Annotated in this window: 17 protein-coding genes; 13 read left to right on the forward strand and 4 right to left on the reverse strand. The window is 59.6% G+C overall.

The features are described 5' to 3' along the window. Positions 1 to 243 precede the first annotated feature (243 nt). Entirely contained in the window at positions 244 to 507 is a 264-nt protein-coding gene (locus JK232_RS00955; RefSeq protein ID WP_072928504.1) for a GrxA family glutaredoxin, read from the forward strand. Between the two features lie 61 nt (positions 508 to 568). On the opposite strand, the gene ybjM is transcribed toward JK232_RS00955, so the two are convergent. Then, positions 569 to 946: an inner membrane protein YbjM gene (ybjM, locus tag JK232_RS00960; protein WP_072928503.1), complete on the reverse strand. Its 378-nt coding sequence runs from the start codon at positions 944 to 946 to the stop codon at positions 569 to 571. A 331-nt stretch (positions 947 to 1,277) separates the two neighbouring features. On the opposite strand from ybjM, the gene JK232_RS00965 reads away from it, so the two are divergent. From JK232_RS00965 to JK232_RS00985, 5 genes are all read left to right on the forward strand, one after another. Continuing rightward, positions 1,278 to 2,960 (forward strand): aspartate:alanine antiporter, encoded by a 1,683-nt coding sequence (locus JK232_RS00965; protein ID WP_072928599.1) that lies wholly within the window; start codon positions 1,278 to 1,280, stop codon positions 2,958 to 2,960. A gap of 264 nt (positions 2,961 to 3,224) precedes the next feature. Next, entirely contained in the window at positions 3,225 to 3,995 is a 771-nt protein-coding gene (locus JK232_RS00970; protein ID WP_101835137.1) for a phosphatase PAP2 family protein, read from the forward strand. Then, on the forward strand, positions 3,995 to 4,600 hold the full coding sequence (ybjG, locus tag JK232_RS00975) for an undecaprenyl-diphosphate phosphatase (protein WP_101828907.1): 606 nt from the start codon (positions 3,995 to 3,997) through the stop codon (positions 4,598 to 4,600). The genes JK232_RS00970 and ybjG overlap by 1 nt, the downstream gene beginning before the upstream one ends. Before the next feature lie 120 nt (positions 4,601 to 4,720). After that, the gene (gene deoR, locus JK232_RS00980; protein WP_072928500.1) at positions 4,721 to 5,485 is read left to right on the forward strand and encodes a DNA-binding transcriptional repressor DeoR; all 765 of its coding nucleotides are present in this window, start codon (positions 4,721 to 4,723) and stop codon (positions 5,483 to 5,485) included. A gap of 449 nt (positions 5,486 to 5,934) precedes the next feature. Then, positions 5,935 to 7,224: an HAAAP family serine/threonine permease gene (locus JK232_RS00985; protein ID WP_072928499.1), complete on the forward strand. Its 1,290-nt coding sequence runs from the start codon at positions 5,935 to 5,937 to the stop codon at positions 7,222 to 7,224. A 64-nt stretch (positions 7,225 to 7,288) separates the two neighbouring features. Here JK232_RS00985 and JK232_RS00990 read toward each other — a convergent pair whose 3' ends face one another. Then, positions 7,289 to 8,509, reverse strand: a complete 1,221-nt coding sequence (locus JK232_RS00990; protein WP_101828908.1) for a serine hydrolase — start codon at positions 8,507 to 8,509, stop codon at positions 7,289 to 7,291. A 249-nt stretch (positions 8,510 to 8,758) separates the two neighbouring features. On the opposite strand from JK232_RS00990, the gene JK232_RS00995 reads away from it, so the two are divergent. Next, positions 8,759 to 9,103, forward strand: coding sequence for a GlpM family protein (locus JK232_RS00995; protein WP_212588658.1), 345 nt, complete (start codon positions 8,759 to 8,761; stop codon positions 9,101 to 9,103). A 110-nt stretch (positions 9,104 to 9,213) separates the two neighbouring features. Next, the gene (locus tag JK232_RS01000) at positions 9,214 to 9,867 is read left to right on the forward strand and encodes an HAD family hydrolase (protein ID WP_072928496.1); all 654 of its coding nucleotides are present in this window, start codon (positions 9,214 to 9,216) and stop codon (positions 9,865 to 9,867) included. 3 nt (positions 9,868 to 9,870) lie between these two features. Here JK232_RS01000 and JK232_RS01005 read toward each other — a convergent pair whose 3' ends face one another. Continuing rightward, entirely contained in the window at positions 9,871 to 10,797 is a 927-nt protein-coding gene (locus JK232_RS01005) for a LysR family transcriptional regulator (RefSeq protein ID WP_072928495.1), read from the reverse strand. Positions 10,798 to 10,966: 169 nt separating this feature from the next. Here JK232_RS01005 and JK232_RS01010 point away from each other — a divergent pair, with 169 nt between their 5' ends. From JK232_RS01010 to JK232_RS01025, 4 genes are all read left to right on the forward strand, one after another. Continuing rightward, entirely contained in the window at positions 10,967 to 12,388 is a 1,422-nt protein-coding gene (locus tag JK232_RS01010) for a M20 family metallopeptidase (protein WP_212588659.1), read from the forward strand. Further along, positions 12,385 to 13,650 carry an MFS transporter gene (locus tag JK232_RS01015; RefSeq protein ID WP_072928493.1) on the forward strand — a complete coding sequence of 422 codons (1,266 nt, stop codon included), beginning with the start codon at positions 12,385 to 12,387 and terminating at the stop codon, positions 13,648 to 13,650. The genes JK232_RS01010 and JK232_RS01015 overlap by 4 nt, the downstream gene beginning before the upstream one ends. Positions 13,651 to 14,078: 428 nt before the next feature. Then, complete coding sequence (locus JK232_RS01020; RefSeq protein ID WP_101828914.1) at positions 14,079 to 14,786, forward strand: phage antirepressor KilAC domain-containing protein; 708 nt, start codon at positions 14,079 to 14,081, stop codon at positions 14,784 to 14,786. 375 nt (positions 14,787 to 15,161) lie between these two features. Further along, positions 15,162 to 15,395 carry a hypothetical protein gene (locus JK232_RS01025; RefSeq protein WP_072928492.1) on the forward strand — a complete coding sequence of 78 codons (234 nt, stop codon included), beginning with the start codon at positions 15,162 to 15,164 and terminating at the stop codon, positions 15,393 to 15,395. A 253-nt stretch (positions 15,396 to 15,648) separates the two neighbouring features. On the opposite strand, the gene JK232_RS01030 is transcribed toward JK232_RS01025, so the two are convergent. Then, positions 15,649 to 16,776 (reverse strand): PQQ-dependent sugar dehydrogenase, encoded by a 1,128-nt coding sequence (locus JK232_RS01030; protein ID WP_212588660.1) that lies wholly within the window; start codon positions 16,774 to 16,776, stop codon positions 15,649 to 15,651. A 259-nt stretch (positions 16,777 to 17,035) separates the two neighbouring features. Here JK232_RS01030 and JK232_RS01035 point away from each other — a divergent pair, with 259 nt between their 5' ends. After that, on the forward strand, positions 17,036 to 18,502 hold the full coding sequence (locus JK232_RS01035) for a TrkH family potassium uptake protein (protein WP_072928490.1): 1,467 nt from the start codon (positions 17,036 to 17,038) through the stop codon (positions 18,500 to 18,502). The last annotated feature ends 930 nt before the right edge of the window (positions 18,503 to 19,432 follow it).

Consider the following 19,432-nt stretch of genomic DNA (forward strand, 5'->3'; position numbering starts at 1 on the left):
CTCCCTGTGGGCACCGGCACGCCGTGGCCGCATCCGATAGGCAGAATTAATCAGATTAACAGGTAATTCCTGCTTTTGTTTCGGCCGCGTGACCGGCATAGTAGCGCCAACAACAAAATGTCATGCGCCGGGTAACACTTTTTATGCAACGCCACGCTGTTTCATTTTCAGGCTGCGCAGCCCGGCACATGAGTGATGGTTTATTCTCAAGTCCTTTACAGGCACGTTAACTAAGGAGTTTCCATGTTTGCAGTTATTTTTGGGCGTCCGGGCTGTCCGTACTGTGTCCGTGCTAAAGAGCTGGCTGAAAAACTCACCGAAGAACGTGATGATTTCAACTTCCGTTACGTTGACATCCACGCGGAAGGCATTACCAAAGCCGACCTGGAGAAGACCGTGGGCAAACCGGTTGAAACCGTGCCGCAGATCTTCCTGGATCAGAAACACATCGGCGGTTGCACTGATTTCGAAGCGTACGCAAAAGAAAACCTGGCCCTGTTCCAGTAATCTTTTACCGGCTTATGCAGCAAAAAGGCGCTCACTGAGCGCCTTTTTTCATGGTTTTTTTTCAGATCCCCCGGCGGCGCCAGTGCTGCCACAGCGCCTGGAGCAGCATAAAGAGCAACGCGCCCAGCACACACCAGAAAATCGCGCTGGCCGCGTAGGCTATCTCCTGCCACAACGCGCGCACCCTGACAAAAAACAGCATCCGGATCAGGTAGCACAACGGAATGGCCAGCACCGCCCCGAAAAAGGCGGCCGACAGGCCGTTACGCCCCACCAGCGACGTGGTCACCATGCCCGGCAGCATAAACAGCAACAGGCCATACTCCGGGCCGGGTGTGAAGTTGCGCATCACAATCAGCTCGGTTTTCAACATAATAAAAATGGCCAGAAACAGCAGGCAGCAGACCGGCACGCCATATTTTTCTCGAACATGCGCCATACGCATCCTCCATTGACTCCCTGAACCCCTTCCGGCGATGCCTGTGCTGAGCACGCAGCGGCATCCTCCCGGTATGGAGTGCGTGACTACTTTTCCCTGTATGAATGACGTGGCGGGGCCACAAGATAAAACCGTTGAAGGGCCGGATTTTACCGGCTTTTATCTGGCTGAACGGCGGGCTTAACGCTAAAATGTCGCGCATCATCGCGTTGTCATGGAAGGAAACGATCCCCTGACGCTTTTGCTGTCCGCTTCAAATATAATGCTGCTGAATTTATATCGATAACCCACCCATATCAAGAATTTGTTGGTAAACAATAAGTTAACCCACGTGAACATAAACGTCTCTAATTTGTTAAACGGGAATTATGTCCTGTTGCTCTTTGTGGTTCTGGCACTCGGTTTATGTCTGGGCAAGCTGCGGCTTGGTTCGGTCCAGCTGGGAAATTCCATCGGCGTATTAGTGGTTTCCCTGATCCTGGGGCAGCAGCACTTTGCCATTAATACCGAAGCGCTGAGCCTTGGCTTTATGCTGTTTATTTTTTGTGTCGGGGTGGAAGCCGGGCCTAACTTTTTCTCGATCTTTTTCCGCGATGGTAAAAATTATTTAATGCTGGCGCTGGTGATGGTGTTCAGCGCGATGCTGATCGCGCTGGGGCTGGGAAGGCTGTTTGGCTGGGACATCGGCCTGACGGCGGGGATGCTGGCCGGCTCCATGACCTCGACCCCGGTGCTGGTGGGCGCGGGGGATACCCTGCGCAACACGCTCGGCAGCGGCCCGCAACTGGCGGTGGCGCAAAACAACCTCAGCCTCGGTTACGCCCTCACCTACCTGATCGGGCTGGTGAGCCTGATCTTCGGCGCCCGCTATCTGCCGAAACTCCAGCATCAGGATCTGCCGACCAGCGCCCAGCAGATCGCCCGTGAACGCGGGCTGGACACCGACAGCCAGCGCAAAGTCTATTTGCCGGTGATCCGCGCGTACCGCGTCGGCCCGGAGCTGGTGGCCTGGGCCGACGGCAAAAACCTGCGGGAACTGGGCATCTACCGCCAGACCGGCTGTTACATTGAGCGCATCCGCCGCAACGGCATTCTGGCCACGCCGGACGGTGACGCCGTGTTGCAGGTGGGGGATGAAATCGCGCTGGTGGGCTACCCGGACGCCCATGCGCGGCTTGACCCGAGTTTCCGCAACGGCAAAGAGGTGTTTGACCGTGACCTGCTCGACATGCGCATCGTCACGGAAGAGATCGTGGTGAAGAACAATAACGCGGTCGGCAAGCGGCTGAGCCAGATCCAGCTCACTGACCACGGCTGTTTCCTGAACCGGGTGATCCGCAGCCAGATTGAGATGCCGATCGACGACAGCACGGTGCTGAACAAAGGTGACGTGTTGCAGGTCAGCGGCGATGCACGCCGGGTGAAAAGCGTGGCGGAGCGGATTGGCTTTATCTCGATTCACAGCCAGGTCACCGATCTGCTGGCGTTCTGCGCCTTCTTTATCATCGGCCTGATGATCGGCATGATCACCTTCCAGTTCAAAAACTTCTCCTTCGGCATCGGCAATGCCGCCGGCCTGCTGTTTGCCGGGATCCTGCTTGGCTTTTTGCGTGCCAACCACCCGACGTTCGGCTATATCCCGCAGGGGGCGCTGAACATGGTGAAAGAGTTCGGCCTGATGGTCTTTATGGCCGGCGTGGGCCTCAGCGCCGGCAGCGGCATTACCCACGGGCTGGGTATGGTCGGCGGCCAGATGCTGCTGGCCGGGCTGGTGGTCAGCCTGGTGCCGGTGGTGCTCTGCTTCCTGTTCGGTGCCTACGTGCTGCGCATGAACCGCGCGCTGCTGTTCGGCGCGCTGATGGGCGCGCGCACCTGCGCCCCGGCGATGGAGATCATCAGCGACACCGCGCGCAGCAACATCCCGGCGCTGGGCTATGCCGGCACCTACGCCATCGCCAACGTGCTGCTGACGCTGGCCGGTACGCTGATTGTCATCATCTGGCCCGGCACCTGAAGCCTGCGCTAATGCGTTGATGCATAATGGGGTTTATAAATTGCAATAATTTTCTCAAAAAAGAGCGGCACACGGCGAACTTATTTTAGGCAGTACAGTCTGACTTAATGCCACTGCTTTTCTTTGATGTCCCCACTTTGGAGAGCCCGATAGTCCCGCCTGATTACAGGTTCAAGACTACCGGGTTTTTTCTTGCCTGTTGTTTACGGCCGCCCCACTTAAGGTTCTCTTAAGCCACTTTGGTTACCGTTTGGTGACATACCCATGTCACCGGATAGTGTTGTGAAATTTTCCCTGCCTCGTGCTGCTGACTTAAATCGCGCCTCAACAGCGCCTGCGATTAAGACTTTCCCGCTTTACTCCCTCAGTGCCCGCTTTTACTGTGCACAGGTTTTTGGCCTGTTGATCAGTGGGTTGCTGTTTTTCTGGCTGTCACGCCATGAACAGTTTGACCTAAGCCTCAGCCAGCCGTGGTTTGACCCACGCAGCGGCCATTTTCCGCTGCAGGAGAACTACTGGCTGAATCTGATTAACCACCGGTTGCTGAAGCAGCTGATCATTGCCGGTGCGGTTGGCGGCCTGCTGTGGGGCATGGTGCGCCGTGAGCCGCGGGTGGTGCTGGTGATGCTGCTGTTTGCGGTGGGGCCGCTGGTGGTCGGGGTGCTCAAAGCCACCAGCGCACACGCCTGCCCCTGGGATTTACAGGCGTTTGGCGGACAGGCGCAGGGTTACCCCCTGCTGGGCACCGTGCCGCTGAACCCCGGGCCGGGGCGCTGTTTCCCCGGCGGCCATGCTTCCAGTGGGTTCAGCATCATGGCGCTGTTTTTCCTGTTTTACCCGCAGCGGCGGCAGCTTGCCTGGGCCTGCTGGCTGGCGGGCATCGTGCTGGGGCTGGTGATGGGCTACGGACAAGTGATGCGCGGCGCGCATTTTTTCACCCACAACCTGTGGGCCGGGTGGTGGGTGTGGGTTGGCCAATTGGCTGTGTTTGGGTGGAGCGACGGTTACCGCCGATATCATGTAAGGAAGACCTGATGGAACAACTTAACCACCAGCTGTTCAGCTGGATCAACGCCACGCCGGACTCCCCGGCCTGGCTGCTGGCGTTTGCCACCTTTCTGGCGCGCGATCTGATCGCGATTGTGCCGCTGCTGATTGTCGGGCTGTGGCTCTGGGGGCGGCCGGACGCCCTTGCCCATCAGCGTGCGCTGGCCTGCAAGGCGCTGATTGCACTCTGTTTTGCCATGGCGTCCACCACCAGTATTTCGATGCTGTTTCCCCATGCGCGCCCGTTTGTGGAAGGCTTTGGCTACACCTTCCTGCACCACGCGCCGGATGACTCCTTCCCCAGCGACCACGGCACCGCGATGTTTACCTTTGCCCTGGCGTTCCTCTGCTGGCACCGCGTCTGGTCCGGGATGGTGCTGATGGTGATTGCCTGCGCGATCGCCTGGTCACGGGTTTACCTCGGGGTGCACTGGCCGCTGGACATGGTGGGCGGCCTGCTGGTGGGCGGCATCGGCTGCTTGTTTGCCCAGCTGGTCTGGAATCTCTTCGGCCCTGCCCTCTCCCCGCCGCTGGAGCGCCTCTACCGTGTCTGTTTTGCGCTGCCCATCCGCAAAGGCTGGACGCGGCATTGAGTGCCTGACACGCCGGATCGCACAAAAGGCCTGTTCGCAGGTCTTTTTTCTGCGTACCCCCTCACGTTTTTTTTCATCTGAGGCTAGTATGGAAGCCTTGCAACAGACTTGAGGTCAGGAATGGAAACGCGACGCGAAGAACGGATACAACGGCTGGTTCAGGCCCTGAAACGGGCAGATAAAATTCACCTGAAAGAGGCGGCCATGCTGCTCGGCGTCTCAGAGATGACGATCAGGCGTGATCTAAGCGCCCAACCGGCGAGCGTGGTGCTGCTGGGCGGCTACGTGGTGATTGACCCGAAAACCAATAACGCCACCAACTATTTTGTCTCTGACCAGCAGGCGCGCCAGGTTGAGGAAAAGCGCCGCGTCGGTGCGCTGGCGGCAAAACGGATCAGCGCCAATGACACGCTGTTTTTTGATTGCGGCACCACCATTCCCTATATCATCGAAGCGATTGATGAGGATCTGCCGTTCACCGCCGTCTGTTATTCGCTCAATACCTTCCTGGCGTTGCAGGATAAACCGCGGTGCAAAGTGGTGCTGTGCGGGGGCGAGTTCCGGCCGGACAGCTACATTTTCACCCCGCTGGCGGGCCACAACCTACTGGATAACATCTGCCCGAACAAGGCGTTTATCTCCGCCGCCGGCATCCACCTGGAGCATGGTGCCAGTTGTTTCAATTTTGATGAAATTGAGATGAAACATCGCGCCCTGAGCGGGGCCGGCCAGCGTATTTTAGTCTGTGACCATACCAAATTCGGCCAGGTGAAACCGGCCCGCATCGGCGATTTGACGCTGTTTGATACAATTATTACCAACCGCCCGCCTGACCCCGCTTTTTTACGTTATTTCCACGCACAGAACATCACGTTACTGAGCTGATCCCCCTGTTCTGCCCGGCTGCCTAAAAAGGCGGCAAACAGCGCCGTAACCGCCCGCCCCGCTATAGCAAACGATTGCGTTGTTGGTTATGCTGCTGCCCCGAGACGGGCGGCAGTGGCTTCTCCTGCTTAAAAAGCGACCTTGCAGCACAATATTTCGCCAAAGCAAGCTAAGAAACCTCTTATGGTGCATTTGCGAGAACGATCACGGATGTTTTCACCAAGGATCGCTATTGTGGCGCGCTCTGATTCCCTGAGAGAACGAATATCAGGAGAAAATATCGCATTCAGGGTCATGCTCTTGTCTCCCACCGGGGATGGCGGCATGATGCGGGACAAAAACGGGCAAAATTGCCGGTTATCAAAAGAATATTTTTTAACCAGTTTCGCCAGCAGGCGGGCGGGTGCCGGAAGGCCGGCTTTCTCTTAACGTGTTCACGCGGAGGCACTATGGACACTACACAAACGGGTACGATCATTTCCCCTGCCGACAGCGGGCAGGGTTGGCGCAAAACTGACACCATGTGGATGCTCGGCCTGTACGGCACCGCCATCGGGGCCGGTGTGCTGTTCCTGCCGATCAATGCCGGGGTTGGCGGCCTGATCCCGCTGGTGATCATGGCGCTGCTGGCCTTCCCGATGACCTACTACGCCCACCGCGGCCTGTGCCGCTTTGTGCTGTCCGGCAAAAATCCGGGTGAAGACATCACCGAAGTGGTGGAAGAACATTTCGGCACCGGCGCGGGTAAACTGATCACCCTGCTCTATTTCTTCGCCATCTACCCGATTTTGCTGGTCTACAGTGTCGCGATCACCAACACCGTGGAGAGCTTCATCACCCACCAGCTGCAGATGACCGCCCCGCCGCGCGCGCTGCTGGCGCTGATCCTGATCGTCGGGCTGATGACCATTGTGCGCTTTGGCGAACACTTCATCGTGCGGGCGATGAGCATCCTGGTGTTCCCGTTCGTGGCCATCCTGATGTTGCTGGCCCTGTACCTGATCCCCAACTGGAGCACCGCCCTGTTCCAGAACGTCAGCTTCTCGGCGGCTGAAGGCAGCAACGGCCTGCTGATGACCCTGTGGCTGGCGATCCCGGTGATGGTGTTTGCCTTCAACCATTCGCCGATCATCTCCGCGTTTGCGGTTGCCAAGCGCAACGAATATGGCGAGGGTGCCGAACGCAAATGCGCCTCGATTCTGGCGCGCAGCCACCTGATGATGGTCGCCACGGTGATGTTCTTTGTCTTCAGCTGCGTGCTGAGCCTCTCACCGGCCGATCTGATGGCGGCCAAAGCGCAGAACATCTCCATCCTCTCTTATCTGGCGAACCACTTCCATAACCCGATGATCGAGTACCTGGCGCCGTTTATCGCCTTTGTCGCCATCACCAAATCGTTCCTCGGCCACTACCTCGGCGCGCGGGAAGGGTTCAACGGGCTGATGATCAAATCCTTGCGCAGCCGCGGCAAAACCGTGCCGGTGAGCCGCCTGAACCGTGTGACCGCGCTGTTTATGCTGGTGACCACCTGGATTGTGGCCACCTTGAACCCCAGCATCCTGGGGATGATCGAAACGCTGGGCGGCCCGGTGATCGCCATGCTGCTGTTCCTGATGCCGATGTACGCCATCCAGAAAGTCCCGGCAATGCGCAAATACAGCGGTGCTGCCAGCAACGTGTTTGTGGTGCTGATGGGGCTGGTGGCGATCTCCGCCATCCTTTACAGCCTGTTCGGCTAAGCGCCTGCGATAAAAACCAGGCAACAAAAAAGAGCGCCGCGGCGCTCTTTTTTTATTCCGGCCCTCAGGCCTTGTCTTTATCCCCGAACCAGCCGCTGAACCAGCTGCTCAGTTGCATCATCACCCGGTCCCACAGGCGGCTGATAAAGCCGCCTTCTTTGACCTCGGTCAGCGCCACCAGCGGCCGCTGCTCCACCACTTTACCATTCAGCTCAAAATTGATGGTGCCGACCACCTGGTTTTTCGCCAGCGGCGCTTTCAGTTGCGGATCATTGAGCTTGAAACTGGCTTTGAGGTTCTTCATCTCGCCGCGCGGAATGGTGATGGCGGCATCCTGCGCCACGCCGAGCGGCACTTCATTGGCATCCCCGAACCAGACCCGCTGGCTGACGAACGGCGCGTCCGCTTTGATCGGCGTCGCGGTTTCATAGAAGCGGAAGCCCCAGGTCAGCAGCGTCTGGCTCTCATTGAAACGGATGCTGTCACTCGGCGCGCCCAGCACCACGGAAATCAGCCGCATCCCGTTGTCGGTGGCGGATGACACCAGGTTATACCCGGCCCCGGAGGTATAGCCGGTTTTCACGCCATCCACATTCAGGTTAGTGCTCCACAACAGGCGGTTGCGGTTTACCTGGCGGATGCGGTTAAAGGTGAACTCTTTCTCTTTGTGCAGCGCGTATTCGTCCGGCGTGTCGCGGATCATCGCCTGGGTCAGCAGCGCCATGTCGCGGGCGGTGCTGTACTGCCCTTCCGCATCCAGCCCGTGCACCGTCAGGAAATGGGTATTCTGTAACCCCAGCGCCTGCGAATAGGTGTTCATCAGCCGCACAAACGCGTCCTGGCTGCCGGCCACGTAGTCCGCCAGCGCAATGCTGGCATCGTTACCGGACTGGATCACAATCCCCTTGTTCAGCTCCGACACCGGCACGCGGTCGCCGGGTTTCAGGAACATCAGTGACGACCCGCGCAGCGCCGGGTTGCCGGTGGCCCAGGCATCTTTGCCCACCGTGACCATGTCATCCGGCGTGATCTTTTTCGCCTTGATCGACTGGCCGATCACGTAACTGGACATGATTTTGGTCAGGCTGGCCGGATCGAGGCGGGTATCGGGGTTGGACTGTGCCAGGATCTTGCCGCTGTGGTAATCCATCAGCACATAAGCCTTGGCATTGATTTGCGGGGCGACCGGGGCATCAGCGGCCACGGCGGGAACGGCGGCAAGCCACAGCACCAGCGTGCCGGCACCGGTGGCGGCGCGCAGGGAGAGTCGGAGAGAGTTGTTCATCAGCGGATCAGCGTTTCCATTCAGACAAGTGAAAATTCGCACTCTTTCAATCAGATCGTGTTGTACCTGTGGTGCAAACCTAGCATTTTTTTCACCCGCTGATAAACCTTCTCTATGTAAAGTTTTCATCCTCCGCACGTTTCTTAACGCAAATTCACGCGATCTTACCCGGCCCCATACAGCACAGGATTGACCCGGCCGCTGCGCTGCGGCATGGTGTGGCTCTTTTGCCCAGGGATTGAACAGGTTATGGGACTCTTTCTGAAGGCCGCCATCGGGGCGTTGGTGGTGGTGCTGATCGGTATGTTATCGAAGACCAAAAATTACTACATCGCCGGGCTGGTGCCGCTGTTTCCGACCTTTGCGCTGATTGCCCATTACATCGTCGGCAGTGAACGGTCGGTTGAGGCGCTGCGCACCACGATTATTTTCGGCATCTGGGCAGTGATCCCTTACCTGGTTTACCTGGTGTCGCTCTGGTTTTTGCTGGGGGTTTTTCGGCTGCAGCCGGCGCTGCTGGCGGCGGTGGGCTGCTGGGTGGTCGCGGCCTGGCTGCTGATCCAGCTCTGGAACCGCTGGCACGGCCAGGGCTGACCCGGCGCTGTCGTCTGGGTGTCACTTTTCTGATTTAGCCTGAGTCTCCCTGACGCAGCGGTGCCTGGCGGCTACGCTGTGAGAAGCCCACGCTGACCCGGAGACACATCATGGATTTAGCCCTGTTTGATCTTGACGAGACGTTGCTGTGTGAGGATAGCGCCACCCTGTGGTTGCGCTGGCTGGTGTCCCAGGGGTTTGCCCCGGCTGAACTGGTGCGCCAGCAGCCGGTGTTGCTGGAGAAAGCGCGGCGCGGGGCGCTGGCCGGAGAAGATTACCGGCTGGTGACGCTCTCCCCCCTGGCCGGGCTGAGTTGCCGCACCGTCTCCGGCTGGGTGGATCGCTTTATCCAGCGTGACATCCTGCCGCGCATCTACCCGGACGCCCGCCGCCAGCTGCTCTGGCACCGTGAGCGCGGGGACTACATCATCATCCTGTCCGCCAGCGGCAACCATCTGGTCAGCCCGATTGCCCTGACGCTGGGCGCGCATCAGGCCCTGGCCCCGGACGCCGGGGTGGAAGATGACCGCTTTACCGGCGCGCCCCACCCCGCCACCGCGCACCATGACCACGCGCAACGGGTGGAGCACTGGCTGGCGGGCTGGGGCGGCGAGCCGTTCCGGGCGCTGCACGGCTACAGTGACTCGATCCATGACCGGGCGCTGCTGGAGCGGGTGGACCATGCCAGCGTCATCAACCCAACGCCGGAGCTGCATGCGCTGGCCAGCCGCAGCGGCTGGCAGGTGCGCGCCTGGCAGCGCTGAGCCTTACGCCAGGCCGAAATCGTGTTGGAAGGCGGCGCTCTTTGCGCCGATTTCCTCCCGCAGGAACGCCAGAAACAGCGTGAGTGCCGCCGACGGGCGGGTGCCGGCCTGCGCCTGGATCTGTAACGTGCGCTGGCTGAGCTGGCCTATCTGCAGGTCACGCAGCCGCACGCCGTCCTGCCGGGCGCGGAACAGCAGCGAGAAGTGGCTGCAGGCGGTGATCGCCTGCGGCGTGTTGAGCATGAACTGGTAAAGCGCCGAGAAATTATTGCAGCTGAGGGTCGGCTCCAGGAAAGTGCCGCTCATGCGGCAGGAGAGATCAAACAACTGGCGGATGGTGGTGCCCGGTTCCGGCAGCGCCAGCGGATAAGGGTGCAGGCTGGCGAGATCCACCGGCCCCTGTGCCAGCGGGTGGTCCGGGCGCATCACCAGCAGCACCGGCGCCGGGAACGCCGCCACCACTTCCACCCCGCGTTCCGGCGTCAGGCAGAACTGTAACGCCACATCTGCCTCGCCGTTGCGTAACGCCTCTGACACCTCCGCCGCCGGGCTGACCATCAGGTGAAACGTGACGGAGGGCGTCTGCGCCCGGAACCGCGTCAGCAACGTGGGCAGCAGGTCAAACGCCATGCCGTCAGTGCCGATGACCCGGATCAACGTGCGGCGCACCGCGCGCAACCCCTGGATTTCCGCCATCGCATACTCCATGTCACGCATACTTTTGCGTACATGGTTCTCCAGGATCTTCCCGGCATCATTCAACACCATCCCCCGCGCATGGCGCTCGAACAGCGGCGCGCCCACTTTCGCCTCCAGTCGCTGGATCTGGCGGCTGATGGCTGACACCGCCACAAACAGTTGCTGGCTGGCCGCGGCCAGCGAGCCGCAATTGGCGACGGCCAGAAAATAACGGATTTCGGTGCTGTGCATACGGTTGCCCCAGGATGATGCATGCCTCAAAAGCGGGCACCTGAGCCTTATAATAAAAGCAACGCGCGCTTGCAATTATTATTATTGTGGCAACCCTCGCGATTGGCTTAGATGGAGAGGCACAACAATAAGACCTCTCCAATTATCACTCGCGCAGACAGGGCACCTCATGACATCACAACAGGCAGTAACCCAGGCATTGGCCTGGTTTGACAGCGGCGCGTTCCGCGACACCCTGGCCCGCCGCGTGGCCTATGCCACTGAAAGCCAGCGCCAGGATCGTGATGCGGTGCTGGCCGATTACCTGAACCAGGAAATTGCCCCGCCGCTGGCGGAGATGGGCTTTTCCCTGCAATGGCTCGACAACCCGGAGGCGGCAAACCGGCCGTTTTTAATTGCAGCGCGCATCGAAGACCCGGCGTTGCCGACCCTGCTCTGCTACGGCCACGGCGATGTGGTCACCGGCGATGCAGAAGGCTGGCGCGACGGCCTGACCCCCTGGGTGCTGGTGGAAGAAGGTGACCGCTGGTATGGCCGCGGCACCGCCGACAATAAAGGCCAGCACAGCATAAACCTGGCAGCGCTGGCGCAGGTGTATGCCGCCCGCGGTGGGCGGCTGGGGTTTAACTGCAAACTGCTGTTCGAAATGGGCGAAGAGGTCAGCTCGCCGGGGCTGGCGGCGATCTGCCGCGCCCACTGGGAGGCGCTGCGTGCCGATCTGTTTATCGCCGCTGACGGGCCGCGCATGAGCGCCGATCGCCCGACGCTGTTCCTCGGCTCGCGCGGCTGTGTGAATTTCCGCCTGAGCGTGACGCCGCGCGACCGTGCTTACCACTCCGGCAACTGGGGCGGCGTGCTCAGCAACCCCGGCACCCGGCTGGCGAATGCGATTGCCGCGCTGGTCGATGCCCGCGGCGCCTTGCAGGTCGACGCGCTGAAACCGCCCGCCCTGACCCCGGCGCTGCGCGCCATCCTGCGTGAACTGGAGGCCGGTGGCCAGCCGGGTGACCCGGAAATCGATACCGGCTGGGGCGAACCGGGGCTGACACCTGCCGAACGGCTGTTTGGCTGGAACACGCTGGAGGTGCTCAGTTTCCTGACCGGCAACCCGCACCAGCCGATGAACGCCATCCCGGCGCAGGCCACCGCCGTCTGCCAGTTACGCTTTGTGGTGGAGACCGACTGGACACAGTTAACCCGGCACCTGCGCGCCCACCTGGACGCTGCCGGTTTCCCGGACGTCGGGGTGGAGGTGATCCGCGGCACCCCGGCCACCCGGCTCGATCCGGCGCACCCGCTGGTGGGTTGGGCGCTCGGCATTATGCAGCACGCCAGCGGCAAAAAACCGGCGTTACTGCCGAATCTCGGCGGCTCACTGCCGAATGAGGTGTTTGCGGAGATCCTGGGCCTGCCGACGCTGTGGATCCCCCACTCTTACCCGGCCTGCGGCCAGCACGCCGCTGACGAACACCTGCTGAAACCGGTGGCGCGTGAGGGGTTACAGATCATGGTTGAGCTGCTGTGGGCGCTGGGCGAAGCGGACAACCCGCTGCGCCAGGCTGCGGCTGCCGAGCAGGAGGCGACACCATGAGCGCAACCCTGACACTGAGCGCCCCGCGCCCCAGCCTCTACAAAACCCTGTTTGCCACCTGCATCGGCAATGCGCTGGAGTGGTTTGACATCGCCGTCTATGGCTTTTTTGCCGCCTACATCGCCCATGCGTTTTTCCCGGCCGCCGATCCGGCCGTGTCGCTGCTGCTGGCCTTCGGCAGTTTCGGCATCTCCTTCCTGATCCGCCCGCTCGGCGCAGTGGTGCTGGGTGCCTACGCAGACCGCGCCGGGCGTAAGGCGTCGCTGCTGCTGTCGATCAGCCTGATGATGCTGGGCGGGCTGATTATTGTGGTGATGCCGACTTACCAGAGCATCGGGCTGGCCGCACCGCTGCTGGTCCTGCTGGCGCGCCTGATCCAGGGCTTTTCCGCCGGCGGCGAATTCGGCAGCTCGACGGCCTTTCTGGTTGAGCACTTCCCGGAGCGGCGGGCGTTTATCGCCAGCTGGCAGTTCGCCACCCAGGGGGCCAGCACATTACTGGCGTCGCTGTTCGGGCTGGGGCTGGCGGCCTGGCTGACGGAAGCGCAGATTCAGGCGTGGGGCTGGCGGATCCCTTTCGCCTTTGGCCTGCTGATTGGCCCGGTGGGGTTGTACATCCGCCGCCACCTGCATGAACCGGCTTCCACGGCGCAGGCCCCGCGCACCGCCTCGCCGGTGAAAACGCTGGCGCGTGAGCAGAAAGGCCGGTTCTTTATTGCCATCGGCCTGATGGTGGTGTCGACGGCAGTGAACTACCTGCTCAACTATGTGCCGACCTATGCCACCAAAACCCTGCACCTGCCCGGCCAGGCTGCCTTCAGCGCCACGCTGGTCGCCGGGATCATCCTGACGGTGGTCACGCCGCTGATGGGCCTGTGGGCTGAGCGCATCGGCCGCCTGCCGCTGATGTGGGGGTCGCTGCTGTTGCTGCTGGTGACGGTCTGGCCCGGCTTCTGGCTGATGACGCGCAGTGTGTCGCCGCTGTCGCTCTGCCTGCTGATTGGCTGGATGGCGCTGTTGAAGTCCGTTTACTTTGCCACCGTGCCGTCGCTGATGGCCGATCTCTTCCCGGCCGCCACCCGCGCCAGCGGCATGGCCATCAGCTATAACGTGGCGGTGACGGTATTCGGCGGCTTTGCGCCCTTTATCTGTACGCTGCTTATCACCTCTACCGGCACCGCGCTGGCCCCCAGCTACTACCTGATGGCCGTCAGCCTGCTCAGCGCCTGTGCCTTGCTACGCGCCCAACGGTTGCCGCGCTGATCCTGCTGCCCCGCAAGGGGCAGTTTTCCGCCTCAGGTGAGCGCCGGGCATGTCCCGCGCCCAATCGCCCACCGGCATTCCACACCGCCCGCCGGCGAAACGCCCTTTTCCCCGGTTTTCTGCACGGTCACCCATGTCTCAATGGCTGCAGCTCTCCACTGCATCAGCAGAGAAAAAAGTATGTTGTCACTATCTATGCCCCCAGCTTATACACATCTTGTGCTGCCCCTGTACAGCGTCGGGCCGCCGCGCGACGGCAACGCTTTTTTCAGCCGCCAGCCCTTGTGCCACGCGGGCTGCGGGAAATGTGCTTATTTTTCGCACTGTTAGTTGCGCAAATAAATCACTGGATATATCCACAGGTATGCTGTATATTTATTGAACTCCTGTGGGGAGACGTAGCGTTCTGACATTGAGTGGTGAAAGTGATGATGATATCCGCAGCGGGTTTTGAAGCCCTTCATCAAACGGTCTCAATGAGCAGCCGGGAACTGGCTGAACTGACCGGAACCTCGCATGGCGAGGTCAAGCGCCTGATCAAAAGCCTGGAGACGGCCCAGCGCGTGTCGCAACCTTTGCGCACCGCAGATTATGAGCGCGATGGGGAAACTTTTCAGGAGTACCTGTTGAACAAGCGTGATTCACTGATGGTGGTGGCCCGCCTGTCGCCGGCCTTTACCTCGGTGGTGCTGGATCGCTGGCAGGAGCGTGAACTGACCCACGATCTGCCGGACTTTACCAACCCGGCGGTGGCTGCACGCGCCTGGGCGGAAGAGTTTGAGCGCCGTCAGGCGATGGAAAAGCAGATCGCCCTCATCGCCCCGAAGGCAGACTTTTTTGACCGGTATGTCACCGTTGAGGGCACGCTGGGCTTTCGTCAGGTGTGCAAGCTGCTGAAGGTTAAAGAGACCGATTTCCGCCAGTTCCTGCTGGAACGCCAGATCATGTACCGCCTTGCCGGTGCCCTGACGCCCTACCAGCAGCATATCGATGCCGGCCGTTTTGAAATGCACTCCGGCACCGGCGAAAACAGCCACGCCTTCTCGCAGGCGCTGTTTACGTCCAAAGGCGTGAAATGGATCGCTGACCTGTGGGCCAGCAAAGTGACCCAGACCGCACGCGGGGCCGCAGCCTGACAGGTATGCGCCCGGTGCAGGGGCTGAGGTTGTTCAGGGGCTGACGACGCGGGCAGGTGTGCTCGCCCCGTCAGCCCTTTTCTTTTCCGGCCCGGCCTGACTTTCCCTTTTTCCCCTTCATTCTGCATTGTTTAATTTTGCGCTAAAATTCTTGTGCCGTTTTTAATGCCTGTATAATTTTCCCCTGTGTATTATTTTCCGGCAGTAATATCTCTGTATAATTAACCTTACCTTCTTAATACCCCCCGTTATTTTTAATATAATTAAAACGTTAATGCTGTCACAATTCAGGGTCACCACCGTTTATTTGTGTTATCGCCTCCTCTATTTTTTAGCTTCTGATTTCCCTGCAACATATTGACGTGAGGCTCTGTTATGGCGCTTTATAAATATGAGAACTTTTTGCGGCAATCCCGTGTCGCGGCATTTGATGTGATTTATGATCCCGGTGCCATTGCGGTATATCCGGGTATTTACCGTTGCACCTCGTGCGGGGATGAAATTGCTGTCGGCAGCGGGCAGCGCCTGCCGGAGCTTAACCACCGGCAGCACTACGGTTCCGTTCCGGTACGCTGGCAGTTACTGGTCTATCCGCAATTACGCTCCTGATGCCTGTCGGCGAAGGTGTTTATTTCTCTCCACAAGGCAGCATTATGCCGGATTTATCACCACTACTTTTCCGCACCGGTTAATTAAATAATCAGGGCGTTTTTTACGTGCGTGGTAATTATGCGGTGAAATAAAAATGAACCGTGCTTTTACCCCTATAAATAATGACTGATGCTGTTATGCCGATTATCTGAAAAAAGATAACATCGTCTTACTTATAACGGGCATGTCTGCACATGCCCGTTATAGCCTGCTACTTTTCGCCCACCCGCAATAATTTCCCGTTTTCTGCATCCGTCAACAGATACAGGTAGCCGTCCGGCCCGACCCGCACGTCGCGGATACGCTCTTTGCGGTCACTCAACAGCCGCTCCTCGTTAACCACCTTGTCGCCGTCCAGCGTCAGCCGGATCAGCTCCTCCTGTGCCAGCGCCCCGACAAACAGGGAGTGCTGCCAGGCGGGGAAGCGGTCGGCGTTGTAAAAGGCCATGCCGCTGACGCCGGGCGATTTTTTCCAGGCATACAGCGGCGGCTCGGTGCCGGGCGCGGTTTCGCCTTTCGCTTCAGGGATGGCCAGGCCGGAGTAGTTGATGCCGTGCGTCGCCAGCGGCCAGCCGTAATTTTTCCCGGCCTGCGGAATATTCACCTCATCCCCGCCACGCGGGCCGTGCTCGGTTTCCCACATCACGCCGCTCCAGGGGTTAAGCGCCAGTGATTGCGGGTTACGGTGACCATAAGACCAGATTTCCGGCCGCGCATCGCGGCGTGCGATGAAGGGGTTATCCGCCACCGGCTGCCCTTCCGGCGTCAGGCGGACGATTTTCCCCTGTAGCAGCGAAAGTTGCTGGGCCGTCGGCCGTTGGTTGTTTTCTCCCAGCGTCATAAACAGGTGGCCTTGCCGGTCAAACGCCAGTTTGCCGCCAAAGTGGTTGCCGGTAGAGAGTTTTGGCTGCTGCTGGAAGATGCGGCGGAAACCGGTGAGCTGGGTGAAGTCCTCTGAAAGCCGCCCATACCCCAGCGCGGTGCCGGCTTTGTCCGCCTCTTCACCACTGCCCTGTTCCGCATAACTCAGGTAAATGCGGCGGCTGGTGGCGAAATCAGGCGCGGGCAACACCTCCAGCAGGCCGCCCTGCCCCTGCGCCCAGACTTCCGGCACCCCGCCAATCGGGGCAGACAGCCCTTTGCCCGGTTGCCAGCGGCGCAACTGGCCGTCGCGTTCGGTAATCAGCGCCCCCTGGTTGTCAGGCAGAAACGCCAGTGACCAGGGATGATCCAATCCATCCTGCAATACGGTCACCTCAGGGGCGGCCAGGGCGGGCAGCGAGGCCACATTCAGCAAACAACAACTCAGCAACAGAGCAGAAACACGGGGCAACGGCATCGGGGTATCTCCATGTTAAGGTGTCAGTTAAGGGTAGATGATGGGGCTTGCTGCGCCCCCGTGTGGCGGGCAGCTTTACGTTTGCTGACATTCCCGGTAGGGTGCGCCATTCGGACATCGCAACCGGCAAAATCAGGCTACGCTGTAATCAACTTGTTGTGTTGTTGTTCAGGAAACGGGCAGATACTTTTTTTTTACACCTTTTTTACGGCGCGACAGGTATCCTTTCCTGCGAAAAGTCAGACAGATGAGAGAGTAAATGGTCAACACATCACAGGCGAAGGTCATCATTCATTTATGCAGTTATCTGATCGTCCTTTACGGGCTGACGTTGGCCATTCCGCTGATGTTTGCGCTCTACTTCCGCGAACGCGCTGAAATTTTCGCCTTTCTTTATACCCTGATTATCTGCCTCGGCACCGGGCTTATTGGTTCCTTTATCACCCGGAAAAGCCCGCGGCATAACCTGGACCGTAAAAACGGCTTTTTACTGATCCTGTTGCTGTGGGTGATTTTCTCCCTGATAAGCGGCCTGCCGCTGCTGCTGAATGAGGATATGCATATCCGGCTGGTGGACGCCGTGTTTGAGGGGGTATCGGGCATTACCACCACCGGCGGCTCGGTGCTGAGCAATATCGATGCCCTGCCGCGCTCGATCCACTACTTCCGGGCGCAGCTGAACTTCGTCGGCGGGTTGGGGGTCATTATCCTCGCGATCGCCATTCTGCCGCTGCTGGGCGTGGGTGGGCTGAAGATGTACCAGTCGGAGATGCCCGGCCCGATGAAAGAGGAGCGCGTCACGCCGCGGCTGGCGGACGGGGCGAAGAACCTCTGGTTCGTTTACCTGATGCTGGGGGTGCTCTGCACCGTGGCGTACCGGGCGGCAGGGCTGACCTGGTTTGATGCGCTGTGCCACGGCATCGCCACGGTGTCGCTGGGCGGCTACTCGACCCGCGGCGACAGCCTGGGGTATTACAATAATGACGCGGTGGAAGTGGTCGCCGGGGTATTTTCGCTGCTGTCGGCGGTGAGTTTCACGCTGTACTTTTTTGCGCTGAAAAAGCGCAGTGTGCTGGTGATCCTGCGTAACCCGGAGTTCCGTTTCTTTATTGGGCTGGCGGCGGTGGTGATTGGCATTACCTGTTTTGAGCTGTACCGGGTAAACCATTTCACGCTGCGCGAATCATTGGTTCACGGCTTTTTTATGGCCTCGTCGGTGATGACGGATAACGGCCTCGCCCCCAGCGATTACGGCAGCTGGCCGCAGCATGTGATTATGCTGCTGATGCTCTCCAGCTTCTTTGGCGGCTGTATCGGCTCGACCTGCGGCGGCATCAAGATTTTCCGTATTTACGTGCTTTACCAGCAGTGTAAAGGTGAGATCCACCAAATCCTGCGCCCCAACCAGATCAAGACCATCAAGATGGGCACCAGCCCGATCGACGACCGTATTGTGAAGTCGATTTGGGGGTTCTTTATTCTTTATATCTTCTTTACGGTGGTGCTGACCTGGATCCTGAACAGTATGGGCTATGACATGCTGACGGCGTTTGCCACCGTGGCCGCCTGTATCAACAACATGGGGCTGGGTTACGGCGCGACCGCCACCGGTTTCGGCACCCTGACGGACGGCGCCAAGTGGCTGATGTGTCTGGCGATGCTGCTCGGGCGTCTGGAGATTTTCCCGGTTATTGTGTTGTTTTCGCGGAATTTTTGGCGATATTGATGCCAGTCGCGCTGGCATACGGGCGCTGTTTTGTTTGGATCGAGGTAGGTTGCGTTGGCATACGACCGCATTCTTTCTGCGGCTCCGCTGCCGGGCGTGAAGTGGATTGTTTCGGTTGTTTATGTGTATTTGCCTACCTGGCTTTTCGAGCCTCAACCGAGCAGGGCCTGCCGGCGCGCCGGCCCTGCACCCGCGCGCGTTCGGTGCCCCGGCTGAATCATTGCACGCTCCCGCGTGTTCCCTCATTTCGCCTTCGGGCTAATCGGGCCGCCGCAGACACGCTCCCGGCGTGGCTGCGACTCTCACGGGCATCCATGCCCGTTCGCCCGGCCCTTCGTCTCCACTCGGCAATGATTTTTACGCCCCCACCCCCTCTGCAAACCAATTAGTATGTGAGGAAATAGTAGGGGGAGGTTTTTTTGGGCGTGATGTACATGCTTTTCGCTCTGCATTTTTATGTGGCAACGCCCTTACACTAAACCCAGATATTAAAAAGACCTTATCTACTCTTTCCTTACATACCCAAGAATTTGCTGTCTGGCGGGGGCATTAAATTATTGCCGACGAGGACGCAGGGCCGGGGGAGCGGGCAGGACGCCCGCGAAAGGGACAGTCACGCCGGGAGCGTGTCTGTCCCGGCCCGAACAGCCCGGAGGACGCTGGAGGGGAGCCGCGGGAGCGGCCAATAATTCTGCCGGATCACCCAAAAGCGCGGGGATGCAAGGGGCGCGCGCTTACGCGCCCCTTGCGCGGTGGCGGCAGCGAAGCCGCAGAAAGAATGCGGGCGTTTGCCAACGCAACAAGCCTCGATCAAAAAAGTCCACGACACATAAACAACCGAAACATGCCACTTTACAACCGATGACGGCACCGGAGCCGCAGAAAGACGCCGGGCGTTTGCCAACGCAACAAACCTCGATCCAAAGACCT

The organism is Nissabacter archeti (assembly GCF_018257325.1).
GTDB lineage: Bacteria > Pseudomonadota > Gammaproteobacteria > Enterobacterales > Enterobacteriaceae > Chimaeribacter > Chimaeribacter arupi.